This is a genomic window from Pontibacillus yanchengensis (assembly GCF_009856295.1).
GTDB classification, from domain to species: Bacteria; Bacillota; Bacilli; order Bacillales; family BH030062; genus Pontibacillus; species Pontibacillus yanchengensis_A.
In genome coordinates this window covers 549357-576053 of record NZ_WMEU01000001.1, presented here as the reverse complement: position 1 = coordinate 576053, position 26697 = coordinate 549357, and the positions used below count along the sequence as shown (strand labels likewise).

The following is a 26697-nucleotide window of genomic DNA, read 5'->3' as shown; positions in this document are numbered from 1 at the left end:
ACGGGAGTTGCTATACATGAGAAAACTAAATGGTTTACTTGTAATAATCTTATTTCTAACAATATCTATGCCATCAAATGTATCTGCGTACTCTTATGGTGATCCCAGTAAAGAGAAGATTGCAGAAGTACATGAAAATATGATGACAAAGTTAAATCAATCTCCTCCAAACTTTAATGAAGCTGAGGCCCTTTTTAATACTATAAAGGAAGAAGTTAGCATGCACATGGGGGAAGATGTATCCCAAGTTATTCTTAATTCGCTTGAAGAAGAGGATAAAGAGGCTACGATTAAAAACATGCAGAAACTTCTAGCATTAAATATTTCTAGACGTTTAGAAGCAGTTGAAAAGAATTTCGATGAGTACGACACAAGTAAGAAGCTCTTAGCAAAAGGGTTTGATACATATGAGGCTCTTTCTCCAGTAATTGCTGCCAAAAATGCAGAACTGGACACGAATCTAAAAGCTGAGTTCGACAAAGCACTAGAAGCACTCGGAAATCCTGGGCTATTTGGTGTAGGAGAAAAAGAATCTGATAAAGAACAATTTATAGAAAGCAAATCCTTTATATTAGACAAATTAAAAGAACCTCTAAATATTGAAGAATATAGTGCTGGGCATTTCACAGAGAGTGCAACAGCAGGAGAAAGTGAAAATCAATCTGATAAAGATCAATACACTGATTTTTCAGAGTTGAAAAATTGGTTACCTATAGTGATATTAGCTGTCATTATTATCGCAGTGTTCCTATATGTTCGAAAAAGAAGAACATAATTTTACGTGTAGAAGAGGTGTGTAGGTATGGAAGTTCAAGCACTCTTAATAACCTTTCGTGAAGTATTAGAAGCTCTCTTAATTATTGGTATTATCACCACATATTTAAAAAGAACAGAGAACCCTCAATATACTAAATATATTTGGTTAGGTGCCGGTCTAGCTGTAGTTGCCAGTATCGGTGTCGCCATGTTATTTCAGGTCGTCTTTACAAGTTTTGCTGCGATGGGAAGCGAAATGTACTTAAAGATTGGTATTATGCTCGTTTCGTCCTTCTTATTAACGCAAATGGTATTTTGGATGGCAAAACACAGTAAAAACTTAAAAGGGCAAATGGAAGGTAAGATGGGCCAATTAGTTACGGCAGGAAACGTAGTAGGAATGGTCATACACTCCTTTTTAGTTGTCTTACGTGAAGGAGTAGAAACAGTTTTCTTCTTTGCAGCCATCACAGGTGGAGATATAGAGCAAGGCCTTCAAGGCTGGGGAGCTATTACCGGGGTTGTCATTGCTGCAACGGTAAGTTATTTCTTCTTTAAAGGTACGATGCGTGTTCCACTTAAGAGTTTCTTTAAAGTATCAGGAGCATTCATCGTAATGATAGCTGCTGGTTTGCTTGTTCAAGGCATATCCATGATGCAAGACTTGGAAATCATCGGAAGCGTTATGCCTCATGTTTATGACTTAACATGGCTTCTACCAGAACATCCAATTGATTACGCACACTTCTTACGTGATACAGGTCAAGCACCAATCTTGTCGGGGGATATTGGAATCTTCTTCAAAGCATTATTTGGATACTCTTCTATGCCATCCATTGAAGAAGTTATAGCCTATATTGGTTACTTTGTTGCAATCTACCTTCTTGTTCAGGCAAAGAACGATGAACCTGAGAATCAAAAGGTAACAAAAGTACAAACTGCACAAACAAGCACTACTTATAACAACCAAACAGCAGGAGAAAATGTTAAATAATGACTATATGACAAGGCGTAATACTAATTACGCCTTTATTTTTGTCTAGGAAATTATAAAAATGTTGGCTTGTGCATAACTAAGTAAGTTTTAGAGGCCACGTCCAGCACCAGCGCCCAGCGACTAGCAAACTTCCTGCTTCTCCTTGCGATAAGTCAACATCGAACGCTTGCTCTTTTGTTCTTGTTTGCAGTTTTTAGAAGAGTTATTTCTTTTTTAGAAAAAGTATCACAAGTGACATTGCCTTTGCTAAAGCCTTGGGCATCGACATGTAATATCTAGCTCTAAAGTATACCTTTCATAATTTAAAGGAAATTCTCTCTTGGGGAAAATTAGATAAGAGCACGCTTCCTTAAGCCTTTGGGGTTAGGTGATAAGAGGGACGACCTTTTGAACTTTTCTTACGATAAAAAAGGGGTATTCATAATGCAATTAGTCCGAAATAAGAACAAACAACGCCACATGCTGTTTGCTTGGGGGTTTTTTTTAGCAATCATTAGTTATACATATCTTTTTCGCATATTCTATATTAGCCCTTACGCTAGATCTTGGGATCAGGTGGATTTTGCATTAGGAGTCACGGCTTTTGATTTGTACTCCATGCAACCCCATTTTCCTGGATATCCATATTTTATTTTAGGTGGTATGCTTACTCACAATGTTGTAGAAAACCCAGTTTATGCCCTTTCTATATTTAATATAGTTTTAACGTATACGTCTATAATTCCAATGTACTTTTTATTTAAACGCAAGCATTCTACTGTAATGACACTTTTATTTGTGGCATTGGTTCATTCCATGAGCTATATGTGGGTTATGAGCACTGAACCAATGAGTGAAGCTGCAGCTGTAGCGATTCTATGGTGGTATGTATGGAGTTTATATAAAGCTAGTGAAAATCCGAAGTCTAATTGGATCATACTACCGTTAATTTTGTTCAGTCTACTCATGGGGGTACGGTTATCTTATTTACCATTTGGTATTGGCATAGTGCTTCTCTGGGGAGGTCAGAGGAAGCATTTTCAAACAAAAACAACCTATTTGATGTTTATTTGCAGCCAAGGTTTATTTGCTATAGCATTTCAACTTATCTGGATTATTGGTCTAATCCTTTCGACAGGCAGTATAAGCACTTTTGTAGAGCTTGCTTTTGGATTTGTTGCAGGTCATTTTACAGAATGGGGAGGGGCAGTAACCGCAGATACGATGCCTCTTTGGGTAAGGATGTATAATCTTCTTTTCCATAACTTATTATGGTCAGCATTATTTACTAAATCCTGGATAATTGCCATGTTATATGTTGTGTTATTTTTTAACCTAATCTTATATCATATAAGAAATTATAAGAAAATAGACAAACAAAATAGCTGGGTTTTTCTTTTAAGTGTTATGTATTTTATTTGGGTCCTTTTTGCGCAAAATATTGATAAACCAAGACATGTCCTACCATTGTTAAGTTTGGGAGTTTATCTTTCAACAGGATATATGAAAGGAAAGGGTACGTTCATTACAGTCATCATCTCCATTTTCCTCATTTTTTCTCAAACATGGAGAGGTCATATATTAGTTACCGAAAAAACAGAGAATCCTCCAGCTGTATATCAACTCACTAGTTATTTATCTCAGGTAGACAAACCGTTCACTGTTTATACATGGGAAGAGTCAAGAGTGATGGAATATCTAGATGTAGATTATTCACATAAAAAAATATTCACTTATGAATACTTTCAAACGGACTTATCTTATAAAGAGAATAAGCGGATTCTTTTAACTGACCAAGTTGTAGATGGATTTGAAATGCAAGGATATGAAATACAAGACAATATAAAAAAAGTAGCCGAATTCCACTCAAATGAACTATTTGATCCAGTTTATGGTGACATTTATCTTTATGAGTGGAATAGCAACTGAGAAGTGTTTACTAAATTCACAGATATCCATAGTAGAACAAGTCATAATGGGTATGATACGAAGTACATACTAATGAAGTTAAAGGTGGATTAGCGAGTGAATGTCAGAATTGAATTAACTTACAAAACTCCAAAAGGGACAGAAGCCACTTTTCGTTCAGATGAGATGTATGTTGGAGAAGCCATTCTAATAGCAGAAGATTTAGAAAAAACTGGACGCAAAAAGGACATATCTTTCATAGATAATTATGATGCATCGTTAACATTAAAAGAAATGAAACAATTCATGAAGGGAATTCAAACAGAGCCTCATAAGATCACTGTCTATTTTGATGGTGGATTTAATGTAGAAACCTATCAGTCAGGCTTAGGATGTGCTATTTATTATCATCAAAATAGAAAGTCTTACCGGTTACGAAAAAATGCCTTAATTGATGAATTGGACTCAAATAACGAAGCAGAATATGCTGCTTTGCATTTAGCAATACAGGAACTAGGGTTGTTGAATGTAGCAAATATACCAATCACATTTGTTGGCGATTCTCAAGTGGTCCTCAATCAGTTAAATGGAGAATGGCCTTGTATGGAGGAAGAATTAACAAAATGGGCTGATCGTGTAGAACATGATCTTGAAAATTTAGGTATAACCCCTAGCTATAAACTGGTTTCTCGAAAAGGGAACAAGGAAGCAGATCAATTGGCTTCACAAGCGTTAAAGGGAATTGAAATTAGCAGTACAAAGGAGACTTAATTCATATTGTTACTAATGAACTGTTTTGTACAGTTCATTTTTTATGCTGGAAAAGAAAGGATTACAGATGAAGTTTGTAATTTATTCAACTAACAAGGCATAATCTTGAAGACGAAGTCGAGATAATTTGGGGGGAGAGGGATGTTTCCGTTGTGTTAAGTGGGAGAAAAGATGGGCCGTGAAATAGTTCGCTTTCTTGTGGCCCTTCGTCTCCCTGGGCAAAAACCGGGCTGCCCGGCTGGGTCTCGACACATCCGTTTGCATCCATAATGCAGCACAGGGGCTTGTCATGTGGCCGCGATGAAAACATCGACTCTGGACCGACTTTCCCTGCTTTCGGAGCGAGAATCGTAAACAGGAGCTACTTTTGAAATATAGGAGCGACCGCCCAAATTTCCTAGATCAGCGGCAGGACGAGAGTTGTTCCCAGACCACCTTTATTCCATATTAAGTTATCGGACACATCCCGCTTAATAAAGGTATTTATCTCGAATTCAAGTTTTCAAGATAAGACCAGCTATTATGGAATAAACACTAAAAAAATCATACAATGTTAATTCCCTTTGACAGAATTAAGTCGGATACTTTACACTAAATATGAATACATGCACATATATTGCAAATGTTGAATAAATACATTTAAGGGAAACGTAATACACACATAGACATTGGAGGACGTTACTCTATGAGCCACCACCATGATCATACAACTGGAAATATTAAAACGGCATTCTTTTTGAATTTAATCTTTACATTAATCGAAATTGTCGGAGGTATTTTAACGAATAGTATGGCGATTATCTCTGATGCACTTCATGACTTGGGAGACTCATTATCCTTGGGCTTATCTTGGTTTCTTCAAAAATACTCAAAGAAGGGACATAATAATGCCTTCACGTTTGGTTATAAACGCTTTTCATTACTAGCCGCTCTTATCAACAGTGTCGTCTTAATCGTAGGCTCCATATTTATCTTTACTGAGGCTATCCCACGATTATTTAATCCAGTAAGTCCTAATGCTGGTGGTATGATTATGCTAGCTATTTTAGGAGTTCTTGTAAATGGAGCCGCTGTTTTCAAACTTCGTGGTGGGGAATCGATGAACGCTAAGGTAATGACATGGCACTTACTTGAGGATGTATTAGGTTGGGTTGCTGTTCTAATTGTGAGTATTATCTTGTTATTTAAAGAAATTCCTATTTTAGATCCTCTTTTATCCATTGGTATTACCTTGTATATTCTATATAATGTGGTTATTAATTTTAAGAAAACGATGTCCTTATTTTTAGAGGCAGTACCTGAAGGCATTGATTTTGCATCATTAAAGAAAAAAATTGAACAGATTCAGTTAGTACACTCCATTCACCATACACACCTTTGGTCACTAGACGGGGAACACCACGCCTTTTCAACCCATGTTGTGGTGCCAAAGAATACTACTAGAGATGAAGTGTGTACAATTAAAGAACAGATAAAAGGAATCCTCGGTGACATTCACCTTGACCATGTCACGATAGAAGTTGAATATGAAGATGAGGAATGTTCTGTTTTAGAATTAACACATCATTAAAAGGAGGGATGAGATGTTAGGTCCATTATTTTATTCCATGGTGGCTATGGCAATTCTTATCTTTGCTTTATTTGTAGCGTTCATGTACTTTGCTATTAAAAAAGGAAAGAAAAATCAAGAGCATGAGGACAAATAAAAGAAAGGTGGATAGTGAATGGACGAATTACCCAAATTGGAAGAATTAGATGAAGAGACGCTGTTTATCATTTCTCAAACGTTTAAAGCTCTCTCCGATCCCACGAGAATAAGAATTTTACATTTGCTATTTCAAGAAGAGCTATCTGTAAATAATATATCTGAGGCTTTACATCTGCGTCAGTCAACAGTATCTCACCAGTTGAGGTTTTTAAAAAATTTACGCTTGGTCAAATATCGTAGAGAAGGAACATCTATCTACTATTCCATTGATGATGAACACGTGATGGACGTCCTAAAACAGACTATTGATCATGCCCAGCATCACTGAATACTACTACTATTCTATTTTCCATGTTACAGTGAAGTTATAGTGTTAAGAGATATTTAACCAGTAGAGAGGGAAGTACATGTCAAAAGAGATAGTGAATGTAATGGAAGAATTAGCTTCTAGTATTGTCACCGTTATGCTTATGAGCCCAGATTATCAAACATTTTGTAAATGTGAAAAATGTAGAAGGGATATTCTTGCCCTGAGCTTAAACACATTACCTACTCACTATGTCACTACTGAAGGTGGTCGACAGCAGGCATACGAACAACTGAATACAAATGACAATCGGAAGTGGATTAATAAACGAATTATTAGTGCCATCCATGTGGTTGGTCGCTATCCGAAACACAATGAATAAAACTCAAGCTAATGCTTGAGTTTTATTTCCCATAAAAGGATTTATAGAAGTCCTGAGTGATGGAGATTCAATTAAAACTGCTGCATTACTCAGCTCATCGAACTGACCTACATCCTGTAGGCCCGCGTCACGAAGCAACATTGAATAACCAACGACCTGTGGGCAACAATTGGCATTAAGGCTTTTTTTATATATGAGATGGTGCTTCTATAGTTTGGGATGGTTTATTATGGTGTTCCATTGACTCATCATACTGCTTGCTAAGCTTTGGTAGGATAAGCATGTAACCTATTCCTACAAGCGCTAATATTTCCCCGCAAACATAGAACAAACTAGTGATAGAGAAGAAAGTAGGAAATCCTACCGAAATAACTCCTAACGTAGCGGTGTGTGAAATCATCATAACAGGTGTAATCCAACTTTCTACTCGCCCCATCATCTTCTTGTCTACGATAGCAGGTAACCAACCACCAATTGCGATATTAGCTAAAGGAATGGTTAATGCTACAACTGCTGTTATTATAAGAAAAATGGTAGGGGTAGGGGCAATGCCACTCACTAATAAAAAGAATCCAGAAACCATAAGACCAACAGATAAACATGTATATAATTTTAGTTTTTTCGCTATCATGGCTGACAAAATACTGCCTGTAATCATAAAGACTCCAAATAAATGCCTACAATAACTGACCAAGTTTCATACGTTTCAGGAGCTAATTTATACTTTAATATATAAATTGGCATAACGGAAAAACTTAGTCCATCTTTAAAGTCAGCAAATATAAATGTATAATTCAAATCTTTAAACGTGTGAGGCCCATTTGGCAAACGTGCATCTTCTTCAATCACACATGTGCGTATTAACCAAGCGGATACAAAAAAAGTAATTGCATCTCCTACAATTGCTCCTTGTACACCGAATAACCAATATGCCCCCAATCCAAGTCCTGTAGCAAACAAATTAAAAAAACCTGCTACCATTTGGTTAAGCCCTGCTGCAGTGGAATAATCTTCTTCCGTTAAAATACCTTGAATCAAACTTATCTCAGCTGGAGCGAAAAATTTTGCAACAGCACTTCTTAAGAAGAGTGCTAAGAAAACAAGTGGTATCCAATCAAACAATATGGCCGCAATGAGACCAAACGATAGAATTCCGCAAATAAAATCACTGTAGTAAGCTACTTTCTGCCGATCCATCCTATCAACAACTACACCAGTCAAAAAGAAAACAAGCAACGTTGGTGCAGAGTACATCATTTCTGTTACGGTCGCATATACTGGCTGACTAGAAAAGCGGTCCAAGTCTTGACGTGATGGCAGCTAAAAAAACCTTTGTAAACGTACGATTATTAAAAACACCAAATGTTTGGCTCATAGTATCCAATCCTCTCTTTTGGCTATCTTATTGTAAGTGTACATAAATTTCCATTCGGTACAAACCAGCCTTAGGTGGAAGCTGTCTCCGTCTTGAGACTTATTAAAAAAGAGGATTACCATGTATTAAGTTTTACACAAGCCAACATTTTTATAGTTCGCTTGACAACAAAAAAACAGCTAGGAAATCTAGCTGTTTTATTCCTTTTCAGGATCATGGGTTTCTTCTTTTTGTGCATCTTTACGTTGGGCTTCATATGGAAATAGCTCTTCCGAGGATTCTACTCGGAGCTTTTTGGGTACTAGTAATTGTCTACGCCTTTCATATACCTTTGGTCCTAATTCTAGTACTCGGTCTTCCATGTATATGTGAAAAAATGTTTCGAAAGCTACAATAAAACTTGATGCTGCAATTGCAGGGAGCACCGTTTGTGTTGGAATGCCATTTATCATTTGTCCGAACAAATATAAAATACCAAAGGGGATTACAAAATCGACAATGGATGTAACAATAAGACCGTATCGGCGCAAAATAAATAAATCACCAACGACATACGTAATTCCAAGTAGTACAATACTAATTAAAAAGATATTTCCAAGTGATGCGTTTGTGATGGCCCCATATATCGGATAAAGAGCAGTAATGAGAATCACCCATTTTAATCCTAACGCCTTTAAATGTTTCAGCTTCAACACCTCCAATATTATTTTCTGCATGGTTAGATCTTTTATGCACAAAAGTAAAGAGAGTGAAGCAATACAATTTCACTAAATATACAAGGAGGATGAGTATGCAATCTTACTTAAATGAACAAGTTACAATTTTTCAATCATCCCTTTATCAAACCACATCGACTGTTATTGAAACTCAAACGGCAGTGTTTGTGATAGACCCAAATTGGTTGCCAATTGAAGTAGAGAAGATACAAACTTTTGTAGAAAACTGTAGACAAGGAAAAAAGCTATTTCTCATTTTTACTCATTCTGATTTTGATCACATTCTTGGCGCTAATGCATTTGAAGGAGCTATCGTTATTTCAACTCAAGAACTAAAAGACCATCCAAAAAAACAAAATATTCTACAAGAAATTAAAGATTTTGATAGTAGTTACTACTTAGAACGACCTTACTCTGTTTCTTTTCCTGAGGTGGATATTGTAGTCCAAGAAGATGGAGAGACATTGGAAGAAGATGAGGTTACCTTGAGTTTCTTCAAAGCACCAGGCCATACACATGATGGACTTATTACGGTTATAGAACCTCTTGGGGTATTGGTTGCTGGGGACTATTTGTCAGATGTAGAATTTCCGTTCATTTTTGACAGTGTATCTTCATACATAAAAACACTTCATACATTCGAATACATAATAAATCAGTATGAAATAAAGGTGTTAGTACCTGGTCATGGAAACCCAACTAATGATTTGGATTCTATTCAGTATCGTATAGATACGTCAAAGAAATATGTACAAGGTCTGCTCAATAATGAACCTCTAGTTGAATGGTTGAAACAAGAATACCCATTCTATGAAGGTATGAAAGAGGAACATGAACAAAATATCAAAAAAGTTAAAGAAGAGAACTACTGCTAGTGTTTAGGAACAATCCTAAACATATTGAATACTAACCCATCAAGACGCTTGGACTTTAAATCCAAACGTCTTTTCTTTTATATAATCGGACGAAAGCTATCTTTAGCTTTAAGCTCTTTATTATCATTTAAATATTGTAAGCGCTCCTCCAAATATTAAAGGAATAAAACTAATGCTGGAATTGAGAATGTAAATTTCTTCAATGACACTTATGAATGATAGGTAATCCAAACATAATAGTAATTGATGCAAATTTAGTATAACGAATCGCTTGAGTAGAAATTTTAGGACCTCCTCCATACATCCATTCACTTCCAAATGATATAATTTCTTCAGGATAGTAATATGTCCAAATTAATAAACCATATAGCGGAATCATAAAAACAATTGATATAAATCATTCAGTCATAAAGCCTCCCAAAAAATTCAGAAAATTTAGTGAGAAGTAAGTATTTTATTGTATAACGCTTCAGATCTCTAGATTAATTTAAATCTTCATTATTTGTGATAATGAAATCCAAGCCTCTCATATAAATACTTAGCTGGGTTGTTATGATAAACGTTCAAACGTACTTCATGAGCCTTCTGTTGTTTGAAGGATAAAATCGCGGATTTCATCAAATTAATACCGAGGCCTCGCCTTTGGTATGATGGAAGCACTAACAAATCATAGATAAAGCCATGTTCATGTTCCTCAAATGAATCATAGTTCATTCCTATAAAAACATAACCAAAAATTTTTTCTTTTTTTTCGTCACAAAGTAAAAGTCACTTAAGGATAGTATGTCATCATTGATAAGTTTAATTGATTCCAACGTGTTCACGTTCGCATTTTGTGGAAGAGATAAATGTAAATTGTTTCTTATAAATGATTGATCTTCTGAGGTTACTTTCTTTATAATAAAATCCATTTTTATCAACTCCTATTCCATTAATAGTTTATTTGATGTAAAATTATTAGAAGATTCAATCGATTTTATGGAAGGTTTTCCTGTGAAAATAGTGACATAAAAAGAGGGAGGTGAATATTATGGCGATAAAACAATTAGAAACAATTCGTATCCCTGCAAAAAATCTGGAAGAGACGAAGGCTTGGTACGAGGCGAACTTTCAATTTGAAGCAATTTCTGAGGCTGTAAATGAAGTAGTGTTCACATTTACAGAAGGTGCTAATTTAATTTTCTACAAAAGTGAAACGAATTATGTGTATCCATTTAGTCCGTTAAATATCAATGTATTTGACCCCCAAACCTTACATAGAGACTTATTCTTAAAAGGATGTAAGTTAACAGATATAGAGGATTTTTATGATATGGTCTCCTATGAGGTAACAGACCCTAATGAGCTACAGATTGGAATTGTAGGATGGGGGGGTCACTCTAATGATCAAATGACGTTTCACATTGGTGGTTATTTTCTTCCGGTTGAACAACTAGAACGCTCCTCAAAATGGTATTCACAAAATCTTGGAGTACAAGAATTATATCAATTTTCGTTTCACACCCCGATGTATGGTGAATTACGAGCAGTTACGTTAGAACATATTGGTATTACATTAGTTGAAGTTCCAAAGGATTTATTTATCAGATTAGATCATCCGTTTACACTTGGGTCTAATGATATTAAAGCAGATTATGACACATTACATTCAAGAGGCTTACCCGTAACAGTTTATAAAAATAGGGAAGCTTTCTCATTCCAGGATGGGGAAGGGCATACGATACATGTAACGCAACTAAAATAAGTGTATACTCCTTATTGTGTAGAGCATAATGAATTAGGGTAAAACTGAAAAGAAACCTGACAATTAGGAGGAACTTATGAGCATAAAAGCGTTTGTGTTTGATGCATACGGTACATTATTTGATGTACATTCTGTGCAAGAACGATTAGAAAAGATTTTTCCGAATAAAAGTGAGTCGATTAGTCAGGAATGGAGGAGTCGACAGGTTCATTACTTTTTCATTCGTCAGTTAATTGATGGCTATAAACCATTTGATCAAATTACAGAGTGGGCTTTGAAAGATGCACTTTCAGTAAACCAGGTGGAGTATTGCGAAGAGGATATACAAGAGATGGTTGAAGTATATAAGCAGCTTAAACCTTTCCCTGAAGTGAAACGGGTATTAGAAAAATTGAAAGATAGGCAGTTGGTTATTTTTTCAAATGGAACAATGGAAATGTTAGAGCCACTACTGATCCATAATGAGTTAGATCAATTATTAGGTCTGTTAAGTGCTGATCAGATCCATATTTATAAACCAAGTCCACATGCATATCAATTTGCACTAGACCAGCTAGGATTACAAAAGGATGAAGTATTATTTATGTCTAGTAACCCATGGGACATAACAGGTGCAAGTAGTTTCGGTCTTCATACAGCTTGGATACGTAGAGGTCAAGCTAAGTGGCCAACCATAGATGAAGAACCTGACCAAATTTATAGTGACCTGGAAGGTATTTTAGACTGGAAGTAAATCATAGCTCCTTCAATAAGCCTGATGTTTTTTGAATATCAAGCTTATTGTAAGGGGTGTTTTTGATTGACTGGGCATTGAAACCACTAATGACACTCTTTCGTAATATAGAGTCATAAGGAGGAGTAATTGTGTTTGATTTCTGGCCTGCTATTATTGTAATTGGAGCATGGGCATATATTTTTATAATGAAATATCTCCATAAGAAAAAAATTAAGAATCGAATAGAATATCGAAAAAAACATGAAATGTCTCCAGAAGAAATTCAAAAAGGTGGTCTTAGACACCCAGGTGGTGGTGGAGGTTAAAGTATACGTAATTTAGGTGAAAGAGTATATTTTAAAATGCATCCCCCTTTTTGGAAACTTGAAAATTAGATAACCTACTATCTGACTACAAGAGGTGGGTTCCACTGGGAAGGGGAAAGCTCACCAACCATGAACTCAAGAGAAGAGATTACTGGATTAATGTTCGAGTTCTGTAATAACGAAAAAAAACTCTTTTTAGCTACCTATTCTTGATGTAATATTAAATGACTATCCTACAAATCTCTGACCTTTTTCGTGTTTACGAGGAATTGGATGCGGTAGTATTTTTACATAACACTATGTGAGGTGCTATGATAAGATGAGGAAAAGGCAGGTGAGGGATATGATTTGGATTCGCAATGGGGAACGAAAAGATTTGCCTGCCATTCATCTTATAGAAAATGAAGCAATTATGAATGGTAATGCGACCTTTGATTTACTTGAAAAATCGATGGATGAGAAACAAGAATGGTTTACGAAGTTTGAGGGAATGTACCCTATTCTGGTGGCTGAATGGGAAGGAGAAGTGGCAGGTTATGCTTACTTAAGTCCCTTTGAGGAAAAGTTAGCTTATCAATCTACAGTTGAACTTTCCGTCTATGTTTATCCACAGTTTCACGGATTAGGTATCGGCCATGCTCTTATGACAGCTATCTTAGATAAAGGGAAAGAGTGCGGTTTTCACACCGTTATTTCAAAAATCACAGATGGAAATGAACGTAGTGTCCAGTTACATAATCGATACGGTTTTACGTATGTCGGTACTTTAAAAGAAGTAGGATATAAATTCGATCGATGGCATGATGTTTTATTATATCAATGGTTTCCACAAGAACATTGAATCGTTAGCGAGGGTTCTTATGATTCGAACGATGGCTATGACAAAAGAACAAACTTTACACATAGATCTACCTATCGAGAAGTTGCATAATGACAAAATTGAATGGTATTGGGTGGATTTTTTTGAGCCAACACCATCTGAGACACAGAAGCTCGAGTCTGAATTCAATTTTCATCCATTAGCAATAGAGGATTGTATCCATACCTTGCAACGTCCTAAACTAGATTATTTTGACGATCATACTTTTTATGTCATTCATGCTCTAAATGCTAAGTCACTTGATAAAGAGGAAATTGATATCTTCCATGGTTATGGTTATATAGTAACGTATCATAAGGCTACCTCTCCTGAGTTAGAACAAGTGTGGAATCGAATTCAACGCGATAAATCTCCACATAATTGGGAAGAAGACCATGTGCTACACCAATTATTGGACAAAGTTGTAGATAATTATTTTCCAATAGTGTATGCGATTGAAGACCATATTAACGATATCGAGGATAATACGAAGCAACTTTCCATGGAACGCTTGCTAGAACAATTATTTGATACAAGAGCAGATCTATTGACGTTACGACAAACGGTTCATCCTATGCGTGATTTACTCTATAGAATGCTTAGCTCTCAGCATTTAGATAGTATTAAGGAACGTAAAGAATACTTCTCCGATATCCATGATCATTTATTAAAAGTATCTGAACTTATTGAATCAAACCGAGAAATGACTACGGATATCAGGGATAGTTACATGTCGCTTAATTCTCATGAAACAAATCGGACGATGCAAATCCTAACAGTTATTTCAACGATATTTATGCCACTTACATTTATTGTTGGTGTATATGGTATGAATTTTACGTATATGCCAGAGTTAGACGAAAGGTATGCTTATTTTGTGGTCCTAGCCATAATGGGTATTATTGCGGTCCTCATGTTTCTATGGTTCAAAGGAAAAGGTTGGTTTGATTAAGAAGTTGCTGAGGAATCAGCAGCTTCTTTTTTACGAAAAAAATACTTTTTTCTATTCGGGTAGTGCTTTCCAATAATATATTTTTGGTAGACGCAAATAGAGCCAATGTTCATTTACTAACGTAACGAATGTGAAGCTTATTACTCCTAAATTGATGTTTTCTAATTCCATTGCTCCTATCACCTCCTGCTTGTGTATAATATCATATGAGAAGAGGTGATTGTCTTATGTGATTCTCTTTTTTATTCTTATTATTAAGGTGTATGAAAAAAAGTAGATATGGTAATGTCACCTTTCCATAAATTACAAATATTGATATAGTAATAGCTAATCAACATGGTGGGGGTGGGAGATTTGTGAGAAAAGCTTCAGTGGGGATGAAGAAGCTTTTTTATTGGAATGTACTAACCATATTATTTATTTTATTTTGGATGCCTGCTTCTAATGTAGCTGCAGCAACCGAGCCTTCAGAAGTTGAGAGAATAAAAGAAGAAGCAACGTTACATGTGATAGGGAGGGTCACAACTCATCAACTTGTAGAGGATAGGAGTGAAAAGGGTGAACCTAAACAAAAAAGAAGGTTTACATTGTCGATTACTCAAATGATAAAAAGCCCTTCTGATTTAAAAGATTCGGACAGTATAGAAGTATTTTATACCTATATTCCAAATTGGTCCACTAATCAATACAATGGTTCGGATTTTTTAGACATTGAAACAGGGGACGTTATTGAGATTTGGTTAAATAAGACATCAGAAGGGTGGGAGTCTGCACTAGGGGCGGCTACGTATGAACATAAAACCTATGTAAATAACCGGACTGAGCTTATTCCTGAACCTTTTGCTAATCGGTTCAACCGCATTATTGAAGAAAGAATAATAGATGGGCCATTTCTTCCCATTATTGTTTTAATGCTTTTAGTAGCCAGCTTGTTCATTATCGGATTATTGTCCATTAAACAGAAAAAGACGCCTTACTAACAAAGGAGGAGGTTTCCTAATTCCTTTGTTAGATAGACGATGTTAGGATGTATGTTCTTTAGTAGATGTCTGTCTGTCCGAATATGCAGGGGGGCACGACTTTGTTTGTTTTTTCTTTCTAAAAAAATTGAAGGAAATATACGCAATCAATAAGACACCTAAACCTATATAAATGTATTGTTGTGTACTTGAGAGGAGACTTTTCATTGATTCAAGGTTACCTATATTTCCTAACATTAGCATGAGGTATATCCACGGAAAAATTCCAATGAATGTAATTACCGCAAAGCGATAAGGGCGTACTTTACTAAGTCCAGAAAAATAAGAAATGTAGTTTCCTAGTCCTAATGGTCTCGATAAGGCAATAGTCCATTCCCCACATCGAGTAAACCAACGTTCCACTTTTTCAATTTTATTTTCATTAAACCATTGCTTTACTTTGTGATCTATTTTGTACCCAATGTAATAAGGTATAAAGCTAAATGCTGTATAAACAGCCCCAGCTAACAAAGCTATCCCAAAGCTTGCGAGAGCCGACGACTTTAATATATATCCGTAGGTCAACACGACAACCGCTCCTGGAAATGGCAATGAAGAAGCTTCTATGGCGAGACTGAGAAGTAAACCAAATATACCTATATCTTTAATGAAAGAAATAATAAAATCAAGCATAGGGGCTCCTTTCCATTACTATTAATCATCTAACTACCCTATACCCTTCATTGATGATGAATAAAAGACAATTTTAATGGGAATTTGTACCTTATTTAAGGGATATTGAATACAATTTAAAACCCCCAACACCTTTAACAGGTAAATGGGGGCATAAGATGAATTTGATTATTAACTTATCATTCTAATTAAAACGTTTGATTTATCCTTGTAGCATAGGGAAAACGTATTGTATTAAGAACCAGAGAATTCCAAAGAAGATAATCAAATATGTTACATATTTGATTGCTGCTACGCCTACTTTACTAGAGTCTTGTTTTTTCTCTTTATGTTCTATTTCGACATCTCGATCTTCATAAGCCATTTGTCATTCTCCTTTCAAATGATAATGTTAGACTTGAATTGCTACATGTGCAGGAGCTTCGTGATTAGAACGAAGCTCACATCTTTCTAATGGTTTCTCACATACTTTCATTATCTTCTCATATGCGTATTCCACATTTTCTCCATCAATAATCATTAATATTGGTGATTTTTTTTGATAGTAAAGAAAGAAACTTAATAATTTTGGTAAATTGCTAACATCAGCTATTAGATCTTCTTGATATAAATACACATCATATGTTCCGTTAGAGACAAAACGGTATATGTTCATAACTTCTTCCATAGAAATACGTTGATTAAAATACACTTGATACGAGGATATTTGATCCAAGGTAGTCACCTCTTATTTTACTTTAATAGAAACTTTAATAAGCATGAAATGTTATACGTTTTTATGTTAATTATAATCATGTTTGTTAGTTATCTCGTACCCTTTTATTTTATTTTAAAAACAAAGTTATCGAAATAAATCTACATTCCACTGTGAAAGGTTTTTTCTTAACATAAATATACAAGTAGTATATGAATTAATGCTCATACATCATTTTTTTTGTCATGCCACCGTCAACGACAATATTCTCTCCGGTCACGAATGCATTCTCCTTATCACTAAGATAAAAACAAGCTCTAGCCACATCTAATGGATGTCCTACCCTTTTTGAAGGATGTTGGGTATGATCAATATCTCTTAAGTATTCATAATGCTCAGTTTGAATCCAACCAGGACTTACGGAGTTGACTCTAATTTGGTATTCACTTAAGGAGATAGCCATCGAATGAGTGAGTGCTATCATTCCACCCTTCGATGCTGCGTATGACTCAGAATCCTGCTCAGACATAAATGCTCTAGTAGATGCCATGTTAATAATTCGTCCGTGTATCCCATTATTCCGCCATCTTTTTGCTAATTCTTGTGAACATAGAAAAGCACTTCTAAGATTTGACTGTATCACGTTATCCCAGTCTTCTACAGTTAATTCAAAAAAGTCTTTAAAATAACTAATTCCAGCATTATTAATAAGTATAGTTGGTTCAAGATTTGCTTGATCGATTAATAAAAATGTATGGTGGATCGATTCTGGTTTGCGAAGATCACAATAGAAAAACGCTCCACGTTCTTCATATTCATTTAAATCTTGAATAATCTTTTCTCCATTCCCTTGATCATTATCAATAATAATCACATATGCTCCCTTATTTGCATACTCTTGTACAAGAGTTTTTCCGATTCCATTACTTCCACCTGTTATAACAACTATATCTTTAGTGAAGTTCATTCTATTCACTCCTAAATCTTACTTAACGATAATCCTTTATAGTCATACCTTTTTCAATGAATAAATAAACAAGAAATTAGTTAGATTGATAATGATGGCAGTAGGGAAACAAGAAAAAAAGCATATTGTATGCGGTAAGTCCTTATGATATATTATTTTGAAAAACAACGGAGGGATTATAGATGAGAGACGTTACACTAGTTGATATATTTAAGCACCATATTACAAGGAAATACCTTCGTCGTTCAGGAGTACATCATGCGGTAACTGCTGCTTTCTATGCCTTTGAGTTAGCTGTTGAACGAGGCGTTCAAGTGGATTATGCAGCTAAGGCTGCCCTATTACATGATATAGGTCACTATGAATGGTATAACAATGAAGGAGAATGGGACTACGACGATTATAGACAAAATGATATTCATGCAATTAAAGGTGCAGAACGAGCGCACAAACTTCTGATAAGGCTTGGAGAAAATCGAGTTGCGGCAAAGCAAATTTCGGTTTCCATTCTGTTGCATACAGATTCTTATTTACCTTTCTCATTAGAGGGAAAGCAAACAGCTTTACAGGAGGTCGTTACGTTGGCAGACAATAAAGATGAACAACCAAAAGGGCTCCATCATTATAAACAAATGGAAATTAGTGAAGCAATTCGTCAACTTCATCAATTAGATCAAAAAATAGATGCGTATTTATTCGATCATAATACGGAGGGTGAATTGTCTAGCTAAAAAATATTAAGGAATTTAAGAAATGTGTTTACATTTTCCAATTCGCTGCATATAATTTCCATGTACCAAAAATGAGAGAGTGAGGTCAATTCCATGATGTATATTAAAACTAATTCAACCTATCAACTGAATATTAAATCCTATTTGACCTTACGTGGATTTCGTTAATTACGATTATAATCCTTCCAAGTGACATCGAACTGTCAGGTCAAATGGTCTGCGGTGCCAATGTCTATATATTTGCTTTCTAGTTAACCGCGTGTTAAGCCTGCGGTTTTATTTGTTAGAGATAACATCAGAGTGGAGTATAATGCTCTGAGGTAAAACAACTTCTAACTTTAAGCTAGGAAGAGTAAAGAGCCGTAGATAAATCTATGGCTTTTTTTTATGGTAAATAACGGAAGGTTAAGGAGGTAGTAGCATGACCATTCAATTTTTTGTGTTTAGTGTTTCAATTAAGAAAACACCACGACAAAAGCAAGGGATATTAACACAATCATCTTTTCATGAACCAACAGTACAAGAAAAAGTAACAGACCGAAAAGCAGTGTACGGATCACAACTATAAAAAGAAAAGGAGCGATAACAATGTGCAGACACACAATTTTTATGGAATGGTTAAATGAGGAGAAAGATAGCGCGTAGCCTCTCAAAATAGTAGATAAGGAGGAATATAGAATGCAAGATCAACTATTTATCTTTTCGATTGTTATTAAACGAAGGTCTCACAAAGAGCGTATGCAATCCATAATACGTACAGAATGTATTACAAAACAAATACAATCCCAACGAGATCGAAACTTATTCATTAAGTAAGAAAAGGAATTGTAAAGGGGGCTTGAATTGGCCCCTTTTCTAATCTTATATGTAGAGATAAGCCTTTTTCTTTGGTAGTGTAAACTTAATAGAATTTATTTTAGAAAGGAGAAGTAATAGCATGATTGAGAAACGAACACCTATTAAGGTAACAGAAGCGGTGAATCGGGTGATGGCTTATGCAAGAGAACATACATATGAAATCGTCTCTATTGAAGAAAGTGATGGTCGTGTTCTAGCCGAAGATATATTTGCAAATCAACCAATCCCTCCTTTTGATAAATCTCCCTATGATGGATTTGCCTTTAAAGCTGCTGATACCAATCAGGCAAGTCAGGATTATGCAGTTTCCTTTGAAGTAGTAGAACATATTCCAGCAGGTACAATGAGTAGTAGGACTTTGCAACATGGAGAGGCTGCCCGGATTATGACAGGAGCTCCTTTGCCAAGAGGAGCTGATTGTGTAGCTATGTTTGAAGTTTGCCAATCCTACGAAGATAATGAGAAAGAGTTGATGAGTATAAAACGGACGATTCAAGCTGGGGATAATGTGAACCATAAGGGATCTGAAACCCTTGAAGGTACTCATTTAATAGAAAAAGGAACCTATATTCATCCAGGGGTCAAAGCTGTTTTAGCCACATTTGGGTATGCGACTGTTCATGTATCAAAGAAGCCTGTGATCGGTTTATTTACAACTGGTACAGAACTGTTGGATGTTAAAGATGATCTAGTTCCAGGCAAGATTCGCAACTCAAACGGTCATATGATTGCATCTCAAATTAAACGAGCTGGTGGAGAAGTTAAGATGCTAGGGACCTTGGCGGATGATTTTGAGACGAGTTATAACGCCATACAAGAAACCCTTCATGAAGTAGATATGGTTATTACAACAGGAGGCGTTTCTGTAGGTGATTATGATTTAATGCCAGATATCTATGATAAGTTAGAGGCAGAACAATTGTTTAACAAAGTAGCAATGAGACCAGGTAGTGTTACTACAGTTGCCGTTAAGGGTGATCAATTATTATTTGGTTTATCAGGAAATCCATCAGCCTGTTATGTAGGGTTTGAGTTGTTTGTGCGACCTGTTATCCAGAAGGCAATGTTCTCCAAACAACCATACCCACCTAAAAGTAAAGCTTACCTCACAACAGATTTTCCAAAGCCCAATCCATTCACACGTTTCGTAAGAAGTAGGGTGTTCTTTAAGGATGGACAACTATGGATTGAACCTGCTGGACCGGATAAATCTGCTGTAGTCACATCACTTATAGAAACAAACGCATTCATGATGCTACCTGGAGGTACGAGAGGCTTTAAAAAAGGTGATAGGGTAGAGGTGATTTTCCTAGAGACAGTTTATGGCCAGAAAGAGCCGTGGACAACTTAGAATGGGCCTTGTACAATAGAAAAAATATACATTTTAACAGGACTAGGGGAGGGATATCGTGACAGAACAGTCACAAGCCATAAAAGATCAATTCGGAAGACCTCTGAAAGATCTTCGAATCTCCGTCATTGATCAGTGTAATTTTCGTTGTACGTATTGTATGCCAGCTGAGGTTTTTGGGGCAGATTACCCCTTTTTGGATAAAGAAGAGATGTTAACATTTGATGAAATAATCCGTACAGCTGAAATATTTGCTTCATTAGGAGTAGAGAAAATCAGACTAACAGGCGGTGAACCTCTATTACGAAAAAACTTGCATCTACTAATTGAGAGACTCTACTCAATCAAAGGAATTGAAGATATCGCTTTAACATCGAATGGTGTATTCCTGCCTAAATATGCCAAGCTTTTAAAAGAAGCAGGTCTTAACAGAGTTAATTTAAGTTTGGATGCCATAGACGATGATGTGTTTCAATCAATAAATAGTCGAGGTGTTAAAACCTCTCCTGTAATTAAGGGGATTGAAGCGGCAACTAATGTAGGCTTGCAAATTAAGGTCAATATGGTGGTGAAGAGAGGTATGAACGAATCGCAAATTTTACCAATGGCCCGGTTTTTTAAAGGAAAAGGACATATACTACGTTTCATCGAATTTATGGATGTAGGCAATGTAAATGGATGGCATAATAGTGAAGTTGTTTCGAAGCAAGAAATTATTAATACGATTACAGAGGAACTTCCGCTTGAACAAGCTTCTCCTAATTATTATGGGGAAGTAGCATCACGATATAGGTATAAAGATGGCAATGGTGAAATAGGGGTTATCTCTTCTGTTACAGATCATTTTTGTGACACATGTACGCGAGCAAGATTATCAGCAGATGGAACGTTATACCATTGTTTGTTCGCTTCTCAAGGATACGATATCCGGAAACTCCTAAGAAAAGGAATTACTGATAATATGTTGAAACTAGAAATAATGAAGCGTTGGAGTATTAGAGGGGACCGGTATTCAGCAAATCGCGCAGAGGGAAAGTTCCCATCAAAGGAAAAGATTGAAATGTCTTATATAGGTGGTTAATGATAGTAATCATGAAAGAGAGTTAACCATAAGCAGATAATTTGGAAAGGGAGAATGTAGACCGTGAAAACATTTAAATTGATTAAATTAAATGTATTAGAAGGAGAAAATAAAGATATCCAAAAAACGACAATCCCACTTATCGATGGATTAATTATTAACAGGGAGGATGAAGCTAATACATGGCTCATCGAAGCTTATATAGAAGAACAATATAAAGAGTACTTCGAAACCATTATGGACAAAGAAGAGGAAATTGTCCTTCAAGCAAAAATAACCAAATCAACAAACCAACCAGCTATGTTTTTAGTTAAAGTTATAGATAGTAATGACATTGGTGATAATAGTAATATATTATTCTTAGGTAAAATTCTTGATCATAAAAAAGATCAAGTGGAAAATACTCTAAAAGAACTGATTGAAAAAGGTTATCATGGAGAAGAGCTACTCCAAGCTTTCAAAAATCAAGTAGAAGAGGCTGAATCTACCACTTAAGGAACTCATCCGCATAGTAGGAATAGTTAAATCAGACATTAGTATAAAAAACTTAAGTATATAGCAATAAAATCAGACAATAACTGCCGAAGTCCAATCAAGACAGGGTCCTTAGTGAAAGAACGGTTTTAATTTAATAGAAACTCCTCTAAGTCACCACTGTTAGACAGTTTGTACGTTACTAAACGGGCGTTTGCAGTTTTCTTGTATGTACGAAACTTCAGAGATGTTCTAGAAATATATCTATTTAACATAAAGCCTCACTTATTGACTTGTTCTTAGTTCAAAAGTGAGGATTTTATATGAGAATTTCGGTGTGAAAAGATTTTATAATTAATACTTATAAAACTTGATTTACAGAAAGGAACGCCCTCCTTTATAATACTTCAGGTATAGAAATGAACAATAATGTAGATAAACACTTTTGAAAGTATAGAGATTGGTGCATATTCTCTAATAATTCTTTAAAGAAAACTTGCGATTGACAAGCCCCTTGACGCAACAGAGTCCTGGTTGTGATTATTCTTTCATCCTAATAAAGATTTAAACTTTCTGTAAGTGCAAAAAAACTCTTCATAATTCTCCATTTTTTCCGATAATAAGAAATAAAACTCCTTATTTCGATGCTATACTATTGGAAGGTGCTACTATGAAGAAAGAAATATAGCAGAAGAAGGAGAAGAAATATGTGGATCAGACACCGAAGTTTCAGATGGCTCAATGACTTATCCCCAGTTCAAATAATAGTTATGTTCTACGCCTCTGCTGTATTACTAGCATGTATTTTATTAGGGCTACCTGTATCCCACCAAGATGGAGTGGAAGTTTCCCTAGTTGATTTAATTTTTACATCTGTTAGTGCTGTCAGTGTAACAGGATTAACCGTTCTTCCTACAAGTGAAACTTTTAGCGTGACAGGTGTGTTTTTGCTTGCTTTGGTTTTACAATTTGGCGGTATAGGAATTATGGCTATTGGAACATTTATTTGGATTATTCTTGGTAAAAAAATTGGCTTACGTGAACGACGTTTAATTATGACCGATCAAAATCAAACAACCTTCCAAGGAATGGTTCGTTTAATGAAGCAAATTCTATTTATGATTTTTTCAATAGAATTAATTGGCTTTCTGATATTAGGTACTTATTTTATGCAATTTTTTGATACATGGCAAGAAGCATATTACCAAGGTTTTTTTGCTTCAATAAGTGCCACCACAAATGCTGGCTTTGATATTACCGGACAATCATTAATCCCGTTTCGACACGATTATTTTGTCCAATTCATTCATATGGTTTTGATTATATTAGGAGCAATTGGATTTCCAGTCCTAATTGAAGTGCGTGAATATCTATTTTCAACCAGTGAACAGAGGAAATTCATGCGTTTTTCTATGTTTACTAAATTAACAACAAGCACATATTTAATATTACTGATTATTGGGTCCGTTTTTATTGCACTCTTAGAGTTCAATCATTTCTTTGAAGATAAATCATGGCATGAAATCTTGTTTTATTCATTATTTCAGTCTGTAACTACAAGAAGTGCAGGCTTATCAACGATGGACGTGAGTCAATTTACGGAACAAACCCAGTTACTTATGTCGGCACTAATGTTTATTGGAGCCTCTCCGAGTAGTGTTGGAGGAGGAATACGGACAACTTCTTTTGCGTTGGTCGTAATCTTCTTATTGACATATGCACGTGGTCAGCAACGTATTCGCATCTTTAGAAGAGAAGTACATGAAGGTGATTTAATTAAAGCTGTAGTGGTATCCATTATGGCCGTTATTACTTTCTTTACAGCAGTCGTTATACTGTCGATTACTGAGCCATTTGGTTTGAATGAAATAATATTTGAAGTGGCTTCAGCCTTCGGTACAACTGGTCTATCTCTAGGTATAACACCAGAGTTATCATTAATAGGTAAATTCCTTTTAATGGCACTTATGTTTATCGGTAGAATTGGGATTCTTTCATTCTTATTTACATTTAAAAAAGATAAGAAAAGTGGAAATTATCATTATCCAACAGAGCGTATCATTATTGGATAAGTTGAAAGCAGGAATTGCTTTAGGGGGAATACACAATGCTCAACCCATCAGGTTATCTATCTCCTTCGTTGCAGAAGTGGGTGCTCGAACACATACAAGAAGCGATTCTATTTGTGAACGAAGAGGGAGAGATTATCGAGCAAAATACTTCAGCATGTAAATTGTTAGAGGTAGCAGAGCACGAACTTACTTCTATTGACCAATTATTTGATTTTGATACCTTGCGAAACAATCTTGAAAAACAATTATTGTTAGAGGTTAAAGATGGTTCTAAACGGTATTTTCAGGTTAAATGTTTGAAGTTTAAAGAACCAGGATTTGAAGTGTATTGCCTTATTTTTTATCGAATATCGCTTCATGAAAAGGTGAAGGAAACGAAAAGGCGCTTGTATGAATCGATTCAAGCTGGTCAAGAAGGAATGGTTTTACACGATCAAGGTATAATTATTGATTGTGATGAGAGCTTTGCAAATATGTTTGGATATACATATAAAGAGATGCTGCAAAAGTCTGTTTACGAGCTTGTAACAAAAGATGATCAATATACATTACGACAGCGTTTTGTGGATTATCCTGAAATTCCATATGAGATGCAAGGTATTCGTAAAGATGGATCATCTATTTATGTAGAGATAATGGCACACCCTCACACTTACGATAACAAAACGGTACGTGGAGCTATGATCCGTGATATTACCGTACGAATGGAACAAAGGCAACAAATTGAATTTATGGCTTACTATGATGACTTAACAGACTTGCCAAATCGCTTTTATTTTTTAAAAACAATTAATGAAGCCATTTATTCAGCTCACAAAAATGGAGGGAAATTTGCCGTTCATTTTATGGATATTGATTACTTTAAACAAATTAATGACACTATGGGGTACGTTTTTGGGGATCAATTATTATCCATTTGTGCTGAACGTTTGAAAAAACTTCTAGATGAAAATGTGTTTATTGCCCGTATGGGCGGAGACGAATTTTTAATCCTACAACGTGGTGTCCAAACTAATGTAGATGCAGAAACGTTTGCTACTAAAATTATCAATATCTTTGAGGAGCCAATCATTATTGATGATTTTGAATTGTACACATCCGTAAGTATTGGAATTAGTCATTATCCTGAAGATGGCATAGATGAAAATGAACTAATTAAACATGCGGATGCAGCAATGAATGTTATTAAACAGAATAACCGCAATAATTATAAGGTGTTCGAATCATCTATCTCCAAAGATTTTAAGAGCATGTTAAGGATGGAGACAGAGTTAAGGAAGGCAATGAAAGAACAACAATTTGAGCTACATTATCAACCCCAAAAGGATATTGGAAGTGAAAGAGTTGTCGGTTTAGAGGCATTATTACGATGGAATCACCCTGAGAAGGGATATATTTCTCCAGCAACGTTTATACCTATTGCAGAAAAAACGAGCCTCATATTGCAAATTGGAAATTGGGTTTTACATGAAGCATGCAAACAAAATAAACTCTGGCAAGATCAAGGGTATAGCCCGGTAGTTGTAGGGGTGAATCTATCTGCAAAGCAATTCCACCAAGCAGACCTAGTTGAACAAGTTTCGTCAGTTTTACAACAGACTGGCTTACATGCTTGTTACTTAGAACTTGAGATCACTGAGAGTATGGCTATGTCTAATGAGGAAGATATTATACATACACTAAAGGGGTTGCGAGAATTAGGTGTTCATGTTTCAATTGATGATTTTGGAACTGGTTATTCCTCTTTAAAATATTTAAGCAGATTCCCTGTGAATAAACTTAAAATTGATAAAGCCTTTATTCATGAAAATAGAAGACAGAATAAAGCAATTATTAAATCGATTATTCACATGTCTCATTCTTTAAACATGAAGGTAATTGCTGAGGGGGTAGAAACAGAGGAACAACTACACTTCTTGCAAGAAGAGGAATGTGATGAAATGCAAGGTTTTTATTATAGTAAACCTCTACCACCAACTCATGTTACACCAATCTTTCAATTTGTTAAGTGTTAGTTAAAGAACAAAGGTGAAAGCGCCCGTTTAGCGACGTACAAACTGCTGCTCACAGGAAGTGGGTTGGTTCGATGTTGCTACACGATGCAGCGGTCTTAATCGAACCTCCATCATCCCAGAACTTCTTTCCATATGATATAAAGGAAACACGGAGAGCGGTAGCGATTCGATGTTGACTTATTGTAAGGGAAGAGCAGGAAGTTTGTTAGTCGCTGGTCGAGGCCTATAACTTATTAAGTTATATATAAGCTAACACTTTTTATGATTTCCTTGTACACAATGAAAAAGCCCTCTTTGTAAACCAAAGAGGGCTTTTTAGTGCTTGCCTTTTTCTTTCATTTTTGATTAGCAATAAAAAGCTGCACCTACTATGATAAGCAGAATGAATAGTACAACGATTAAAGCAAATCCACCACCATAGCCAGCGCCACC

At 35.6% G+C, this 26697-nt stretch carries 32 protein-coding genes and 1 pseudogene; 23 read left to right on the top strand and 10 right to left on the bottom strand.

Features of this window, described 5'->3' with window-relative positions:
* Positions 1–16: 16 nt before the first annotated feature.
* The 8 genes from GLW08_RS02810 to GLW08_RS02780 all read left to right on the top strand — a co-directional run bounded on the left by GLW08_RS02810 (position 17) and on the right by GLW08_RS02780 (position 6808).
* Positions 17–775 carry a hypothetical protein gene (locus GLW08_RS02810; protein ID WP_160847057.1) on the top strand — a complete coding sequence of 253 codons (759 nt, stop codon included), beginning with the start codon at positions 17–19 and terminating at the stop codon, positions 773–775.
* A 27-nt stretch (positions 776–802) separates the two neighbouring features.
* Entirely contained in the window at positions 803–1750 is a 948-nt protein-coding gene (locus GLW08_RS02805; protein ID WP_160847056.1) for an FTR1 family iron permease, read from the top strand.
* Between the two features lie 426 nt (positions 1751–2176).
* Positions 2177–3661, top strand: a complete 1485-nt coding sequence (locus GLW08_RS02800; RefSeq protein WP_160847055.1) for a glycosyltransferase family 39 protein — start codon at positions 2177–2179, stop codon at positions 3659–3661.
* A 96-nt stretch (positions 3662–3757) separates the two neighbouring features.
* A complete protein-coding gene (locus tag GLW08_RS02795) occupies positions 3758–4411 on the top strand; it encodes a reverse transcriptase-like protein (protein WP_160847054.1) in 654 nt (217 codons plus the stop codon).
* 685 nt (positions 4412–5096) lie between these two features.
* Entirely contained in the window at positions 5097–5981 is an 885-nt protein-coding gene (locus tag GLW08_RS02790) for a cation diffusion facilitator family transporter (protein ID WP_160847053.1), read from the top strand.
* A gap of 13 nt (positions 5982–5994) precedes the next feature.
* Positions 5995–6117 carry a hypothetical protein gene (locus GLW08_RS22055; RefSeq protein ID WP_272917047.1) on the top strand — a complete coding sequence of 41 codons (123 nt, stop codon included), beginning with the start codon at positions 5995–5997 and terminating at the stop codon, positions 6115–6117.
* An 18-nt stretch (positions 6118–6135) separates the two neighbouring features.
* Positions 6136–6447 (top strand): ArsR/SmtB family transcription factor, encoded by a 312-nt coding sequence (locus tag GLW08_RS02785; protein ID WP_160847052.1) that lies wholly within the window; start codon positions 6136–6138, stop codon positions 6445–6447.
* Positions 6448–6526: 79 nt separating this feature from the next.
* Positions 6527–6808, top strand: a complete 282-nt coding sequence (locus tag GLW08_RS02780; RefSeq protein ID WP_237458265.1) for a late competence development ComFB family protein — start codon at positions 6527–6529, stop codon at positions 6806–6808.
* Positions 6809–6995: 187 nt separating this feature from the next.
* Here the strand turns inward: GLW08_RS02780 and GLW08_RS21780 are convergent, their stop codons facing one another.
* The 3 genes from GLW08_RS21780 to GLW08_RS02770 form a co-directional block, all read right to left on the bottom strand.
* Positions 6996–7466, bottom strand: coding sequence for a hypothetical protein (locus GLW08_RS21780; protein WP_237458264.1), 471 nt, complete (start codon positions 7464–7466; stop codon positions 6996–6998).
* Complete coding sequence (locus GLW08_RS21775) at positions 7463–8110, bottom strand: MFS transporter (protein WP_237458261.1); 648 nt, start codon at positions 8108–8110, stop codon at positions 7463–7465. The genes GLW08_RS21780 and GLW08_RS21775 overlap by 4 nt, the downstream gene beginning before the upstream one ends.
* A gap of 270 nt (positions 8111–8380) precedes the next feature.
* On the bottom strand, positions 8381–8875 hold the full coding sequence (locus GLW08_RS02770; RefSeq protein WP_160847051.1) for a DUF2512 family protein: 495 nt from the start codon (positions 8873–8875) through the stop codon (positions 8381–8383).
* Positions 8876–8973: 98 nt separating this feature from the next.
* Between GLW08_RS02770 and GLW08_RS02765 the strand changes: the two genes are divergently transcribed.
* Positions 8974–9774, top strand: a complete 801-nt coding sequence (locus GLW08_RS02765) for an MBL fold metallo-hydrolase (protein WP_160847050.1) — start codon at positions 8974–8976, stop codon at positions 9772–9774.
* Between the two features lie 498 nt (positions 9775–10272).
* On the opposite strand, the gene GLW08_RS22335 is transcribed toward GLW08_RS02765, so the two are convergent.
* Together GLW08_RS22335 and GLW08_RS02755 are read right to left on the bottom strand one after the other, a co-directional pair.
* Complete coding sequence (locus GLW08_RS22335) at positions 10273–10488, bottom strand: GNAT family N-acetyltransferase (RefSeq protein WP_160847049.1); 216 nt, start codon at positions 10486–10488, stop codon at positions 10273–10275.
* A gap of 2 nt (positions 10489–10490) precedes the next feature.
* The gene (locus tag GLW08_RS02755; protein ID WP_160847048.1) at positions 10491–10685 is read right to left on the bottom strand and encodes a hypothetical protein; all 195 of its coding nucleotides are present in this window, start codon (positions 10683–10685) and stop codon (positions 10491–10493) included.
* A 119-nt stretch (positions 10686–10804) separates the two neighbouring features.
* On the opposite strand from GLW08_RS02755, the gene GLW08_RS02750 reads away from it, so the two are divergent.
* The 6 genes from GLW08_RS02750 to GLW08_RS02725 all read left to right on the top strand — a co-directional run bounded on the left by GLW08_RS02750 (position 10805) and on the right by GLW08_RS02725 (position 15350).
* The gene (locus GLW08_RS02750) at positions 10805–11518 is read left to right on the top strand and encodes a VOC family protein (RefSeq protein WP_160847047.1); all 714 of its coding nucleotides are present in this window, start codon (positions 10805–10807) and stop codon (positions 11516–11518) included.
* 76 nt (positions 11519–11594) lie between these two features.
* Entirely contained in the window at positions 11595–12251 is a 657-nt protein-coding gene (locus GLW08_RS02745) for a haloacid dehalogenase type II (protein WP_160847046.1), read from the top strand.
* A gap of 131 nt (positions 12252–12382) precedes the next feature.
* Entirely contained in the window at positions 12383–12559 is a 177-nt protein-coding gene (locus GLW08_RS02740) for a hypothetical protein (RefSeq protein ID WP_160847045.1), read from the top strand.
* A 343-nt stretch (positions 12560–12902) separates the two neighbouring features.
* Positions 12903–13400, top strand: coding sequence for a GNAT family N-acetyltransferase (locus GLW08_RS02735; protein ID WP_160847044.1), 498 nt, complete (start codon positions 12903–12905; stop codon positions 13398–13400).
* Positions 13401–13419: 19 nt separating this feature from the next.
* Complete coding sequence (corA, locus tag GLW08_RS02730) at positions 13420–14370, top strand: magnesium/cobalt transporter CorA (protein WP_160847043.1); 951 nt, start codon at positions 13420–13422, stop codon at positions 14368–14370.
* A gap of 356 nt (positions 14371–14726) precedes the next feature.
* The gene (locus GLW08_RS02725; protein WP_160847042.1) at positions 14727–15350 is read left to right on the top strand and encodes a hypothetical protein; all 624 of its coding nucleotides are present in this window, start codon (positions 14727–14729) and stop codon (positions 15348–15350) included.
* Between the two features lie 42 nt (positions 15351–15392).
* Here GLW08_RS02725 and GLW08_RS02720 read toward each other — a convergent pair whose 3' ends face one another.
* From GLW08_RS02720 to GLW08_RS02710, 4 genes are all read right to left on the bottom strand, one after another.
* Positions 15393–16022, bottom strand: a complete 630-nt coding sequence (locus tag GLW08_RS02720) for a DedA family protein (RefSeq protein WP_160847041.1) — start codon at positions 16020–16022, stop codon at positions 15393–15395.
* Positions 16023–16224: 202 nt separating this feature from the next.
* Entirely contained in the window at positions 16225–16386 is a 162-nt protein-coding gene (locus GLW08_RS21550) for a hypothetical protein (protein WP_202406355.1), read from the bottom strand.
* A 27-nt stretch (positions 16387–16413) separates the two neighbouring features.
* A complete protein-coding gene (locus GLW08_RS02715) occupies positions 16414–16737 on the bottom strand; it encodes a hypothetical protein (protein ID WP_160847040.1) in 324 nt (107 codons plus the stop codon).
* Between the two features lie 196 nt (positions 16738–16933).
* A complete protein-coding gene (locus tag GLW08_RS02710; RefSeq protein WP_160847039.1) occupies positions 16934–17683 on the bottom strand; it encodes an SDR family NAD(P)-dependent oxidoreductase in 750 nt (249 codons plus the stop codon).
* 182 nt (positions 17684–17865) lie between these two features.
* Here GLW08_RS02710 and GLW08_RS02705 point away from each other — a divergent pair, with 182 nt between their 5' ends.
* The 8 genes from GLW08_RS02705 to GLW08_RS02670 all read left to right on the top strand — a co-directional run bounded on the left by GLW08_RS02705 (position 17866) and on the right by GLW08_RS02670 (position 26265).
* A complete protein-coding gene (locus GLW08_RS02705) occupies positions 17866–18414 on the top strand; it encodes an HD domain-containing protein (protein WP_160847038.1) in 549 nt (182 codons plus the stop codon).
* Positions 18415–18835: 421 nt separating this feature from the next.
* The gene (locus GLW08_RS02700) at positions 18836–18982 is read left to right on the top strand and encodes a hypothetical protein (RefSeq protein ID WP_160847037.1); all 147 of its coding nucleotides are present in this window, start codon (positions 18836–18838) and stop codon (positions 18980–18982) included.
* A gap of 110 nt (positions 18983–19092) precedes the next feature.
* Positions 19093–19230 carry a hypothetical protein gene (locus GLW08_RS02695; protein WP_160847036.1) on the top strand — a complete coding sequence of 46 codons (138 nt, stop codon included), beginning with the start codon at positions 19093–19095 and terminating at the stop codon, positions 19228–19230.
* 121 nt (positions 19231–19351) lie between these two features.
* Positions 19352–20623 carry a gephyrin-like molybdotransferase Glp gene (gene glp / locus GLW08_RS02690; RefSeq protein ID WP_160847035.1) on the top strand — a complete coding sequence of 424 codons (1272 nt, stop codon included), beginning with the start codon at positions 19352–19354 and terminating at the stop codon, positions 20621–20623.
* A 58-nt stretch (positions 20624–20681) separates the two neighbouring features.
* Positions 20682–21704, top strand: coding sequence for a GTP 3',8-cyclase MoaA (gene moaA / locus GLW08_RS02685; RefSeq protein ID WP_160847034.1), 1023 nt, complete (start codon positions 20682–20684; stop codon positions 21702–21704).
* Positions 21705–21767: 63 nt separating this feature from the next.
* Positions 21768–22199: a YwpF family protein gene (locus GLW08_RS02680; protein ID WP_160847033.1), complete on the top strand. Its 432-nt coding sequence runs from the start codon at positions 21768–21770 to the stop codon at positions 22197–22199.
* 686 nt (positions 22200–22885) lie between these two features.
* On the top strand, positions 22886–24250 hold the full coding sequence (locus GLW08_RS02675) for a TrkH family potassium uptake protein (protein ID WP_160847032.1): 1365 nt from the start codon (positions 22886–22888) through the stop codon (positions 24248–24250).
* 35 nt (positions 24251–24285) lie between these two features.
* On the top strand, positions 24286–26265 hold the full coding sequence (locus GLW08_RS02670) for an EAL domain-containing protein (protein ID WP_160847031.1): 1980 nt from the start codon (positions 24286–24288) through the stop codon (positions 26263–26265).
* 345 nt (positions 26266–26610) lie between these two features.
* Here GLW08_RS02670 and GLW08_RS21770 read toward each other — a convergent pair.
* Positions 26611–26688 (bottom strand): annotated as a pseudogene (locus tag GLW08_RS21770) (YjcZ family sporulation protein); the annotation flags it as partial.
* Positions 26689–26697: the final 9 nt, after the last annotated feature.

What these genes read in the sequence shown, in the direction of transcription:
- GLW08_RS02810 (WP_160847057.1), top strand. Translation starts at nt 17, where the DNA reads ATGAGAAAACTAAATGGTTTACTTGTAATAATCTTATTTCTAACAATA.
- GLW08_RS02805 (WP_160847056.1), top strand. Translation starts at nt 803, where the DNA reads ATGGAAGTTCAAGCACTCTTAATAACCTTTCGTGAAGTATTAGAAGCT.
- GLW08_RS02800 (WP_160847055.1), top strand. Translation starts at nt 2,177, where the DNA reads ATGCAATTAGTCCGAAATAAGAACAAACAACGCCACATGCTGTTTGCT.
- GLW08_RS02790 (WP_160847053.1), top strand. Translation starts at nt 5,097, where the DNA reads ATGAGCCACCACCATGATCATACAACTGGAAATATTAAAACGGCATTC.
- GLW08_RS22055 (WP_272917047.1), top strand. Translation starts at nt 5,995, where the DNA reads ATGTTAGGTCCATTATTTTATTCCATGGTGGCTATGGCAATTCTTATC.
- GLW08_RS02785 (WP_160847052.1), top strand. Translation starts at nt 6,136, where the DNA reads ATGGACGAATTACCCAAATTGGAAGAATTAGATGAAGAGACGCTGTTT.
- GLW08_RS02780 (WP_237458265.1), top strand. Translation starts at nt 6,527, where the DNA reads ATGTCAAAAGAGATAGTGAATGTAATGGAAGAATTAGCTTCTAGTATT.
- GLW08_RS21780 (WP_237458264.1), bottom strand. Translation starts at nt 7,466, where the DNA reads ATGATTACAGGCAGTATTTTGTCAGCCATGATAGCGAAAAAACTAAAA.
- GLW08_RS02765 (WP_160847050.1), top strand. Translation starts at nt 8,974, where the DNA reads ATGCAATCTTACTTAAATGAACAAGTTACAATTTTTCAATCATCCCTT.
- GLW08_RS22335 (WP_160847049.1), bottom strand. Translation starts at nt 10,488, where the DNA reads ATGAACTATGATTCATTTGAGGAACATGAACATGGCTTTATCTATGAT.
- GLW08_RS02755 (WP_160847048.1), bottom strand. Translation starts at nt 10,685, where the DNA reads ATGGATTTTATTATAAAGAAAGTAACCTCAGAAGATCAATCATTTATA.
- GLW08_RS02750 (WP_160847047.1), top strand. Translation starts at nt 10,805, where the DNA reads ATGGCGATAAAACAATTAGAAACAATTCGTATCCCTGCAAAAAATCTG.
- GLW08_RS02745 (WP_160847046.1), top strand. Translation starts at nt 11,595, where the DNA reads ATGAGCATAAAAGCGTTTGTGTTTGATGCATACGGTACATTATTTGAT.
- GLW08_RS02735 (WP_160847044.1), top strand. Translation starts at nt 12,903, where the DNA reads ATGATTTGGATTCGCAATGGGGAACGAAAAGATTTGCCTGCCATTCAT.
- corA (WP_160847043.1), top strand. Translation starts at nt 13,420, where the DNA reads ATGATTCGAACGATGGCTATGACAAAAGAACAAACTTTACACATAGAT.
- GLW08_RS02720 (WP_160847041.1), bottom strand. Translation starts at nt 16,022, where the DNA reads ATGCTTGATTTTATTATTTCTTTCATTAAAGATATAGGTATATTTGGT.
- GLW08_RS21550 (WP_202406355.1), bottom strand. Translation starts at nt 16,386, where the DNA reads ATGGCTTATGAAGATCGAGATGTCGAAATAGAACATAAAGAGAAAAAA.
- GLW08_RS02710 (WP_160847039.1), bottom strand. Translation starts at nt 17,683, where the DNA reads ATGAACTTCACTAAAGATATAGTTGTTATAACAGGTGGAAGTAATGGA.
- GLW08_RS02705 (WP_160847038.1), top strand. Translation starts at nt 17,866, where the DNA reads ATGAGAGACGTTACACTAGTTGATATATTTAAGCACCATATTACAAGG.
- GLW08_RS02700 (WP_160847037.1), top strand. Translation starts at nt 18,836, where the DNA reads ATGACCATTCAATTTTTTGTGTTTAGTGTTTCAATTAAGAAAACACCA.
- GLW08_RS02695 (WP_160847036.1), top strand. Translation starts at nt 19,093, where the DNA reads ATGCAAGATCAACTATTTATCTTTTCGATTGTTATTAAACGAAGGTCT.
- glp (WP_160847035.1), top strand. Translation starts at nt 19,352, where the DNA reads ATGATTGAGAAACGAACACCTATTAAGGTAACAGAAGCGGTGAATCGG.
- GLW08_RS02675 (WP_160847032.1), top strand. Translation starts at nt 22,886, where the DNA reads ATGTGGATCAGACACCGAAGTTTCAGATGGCTCAATGACTTATCCCCA.
- GLW08_RS02670 (WP_160847031.1), top strand. Translation starts at nt 24,286, where the DNA reads ATGCTCAACCCATCAGGTTATCTATCTCCTTCGTTGCAGAAGTGGGTG.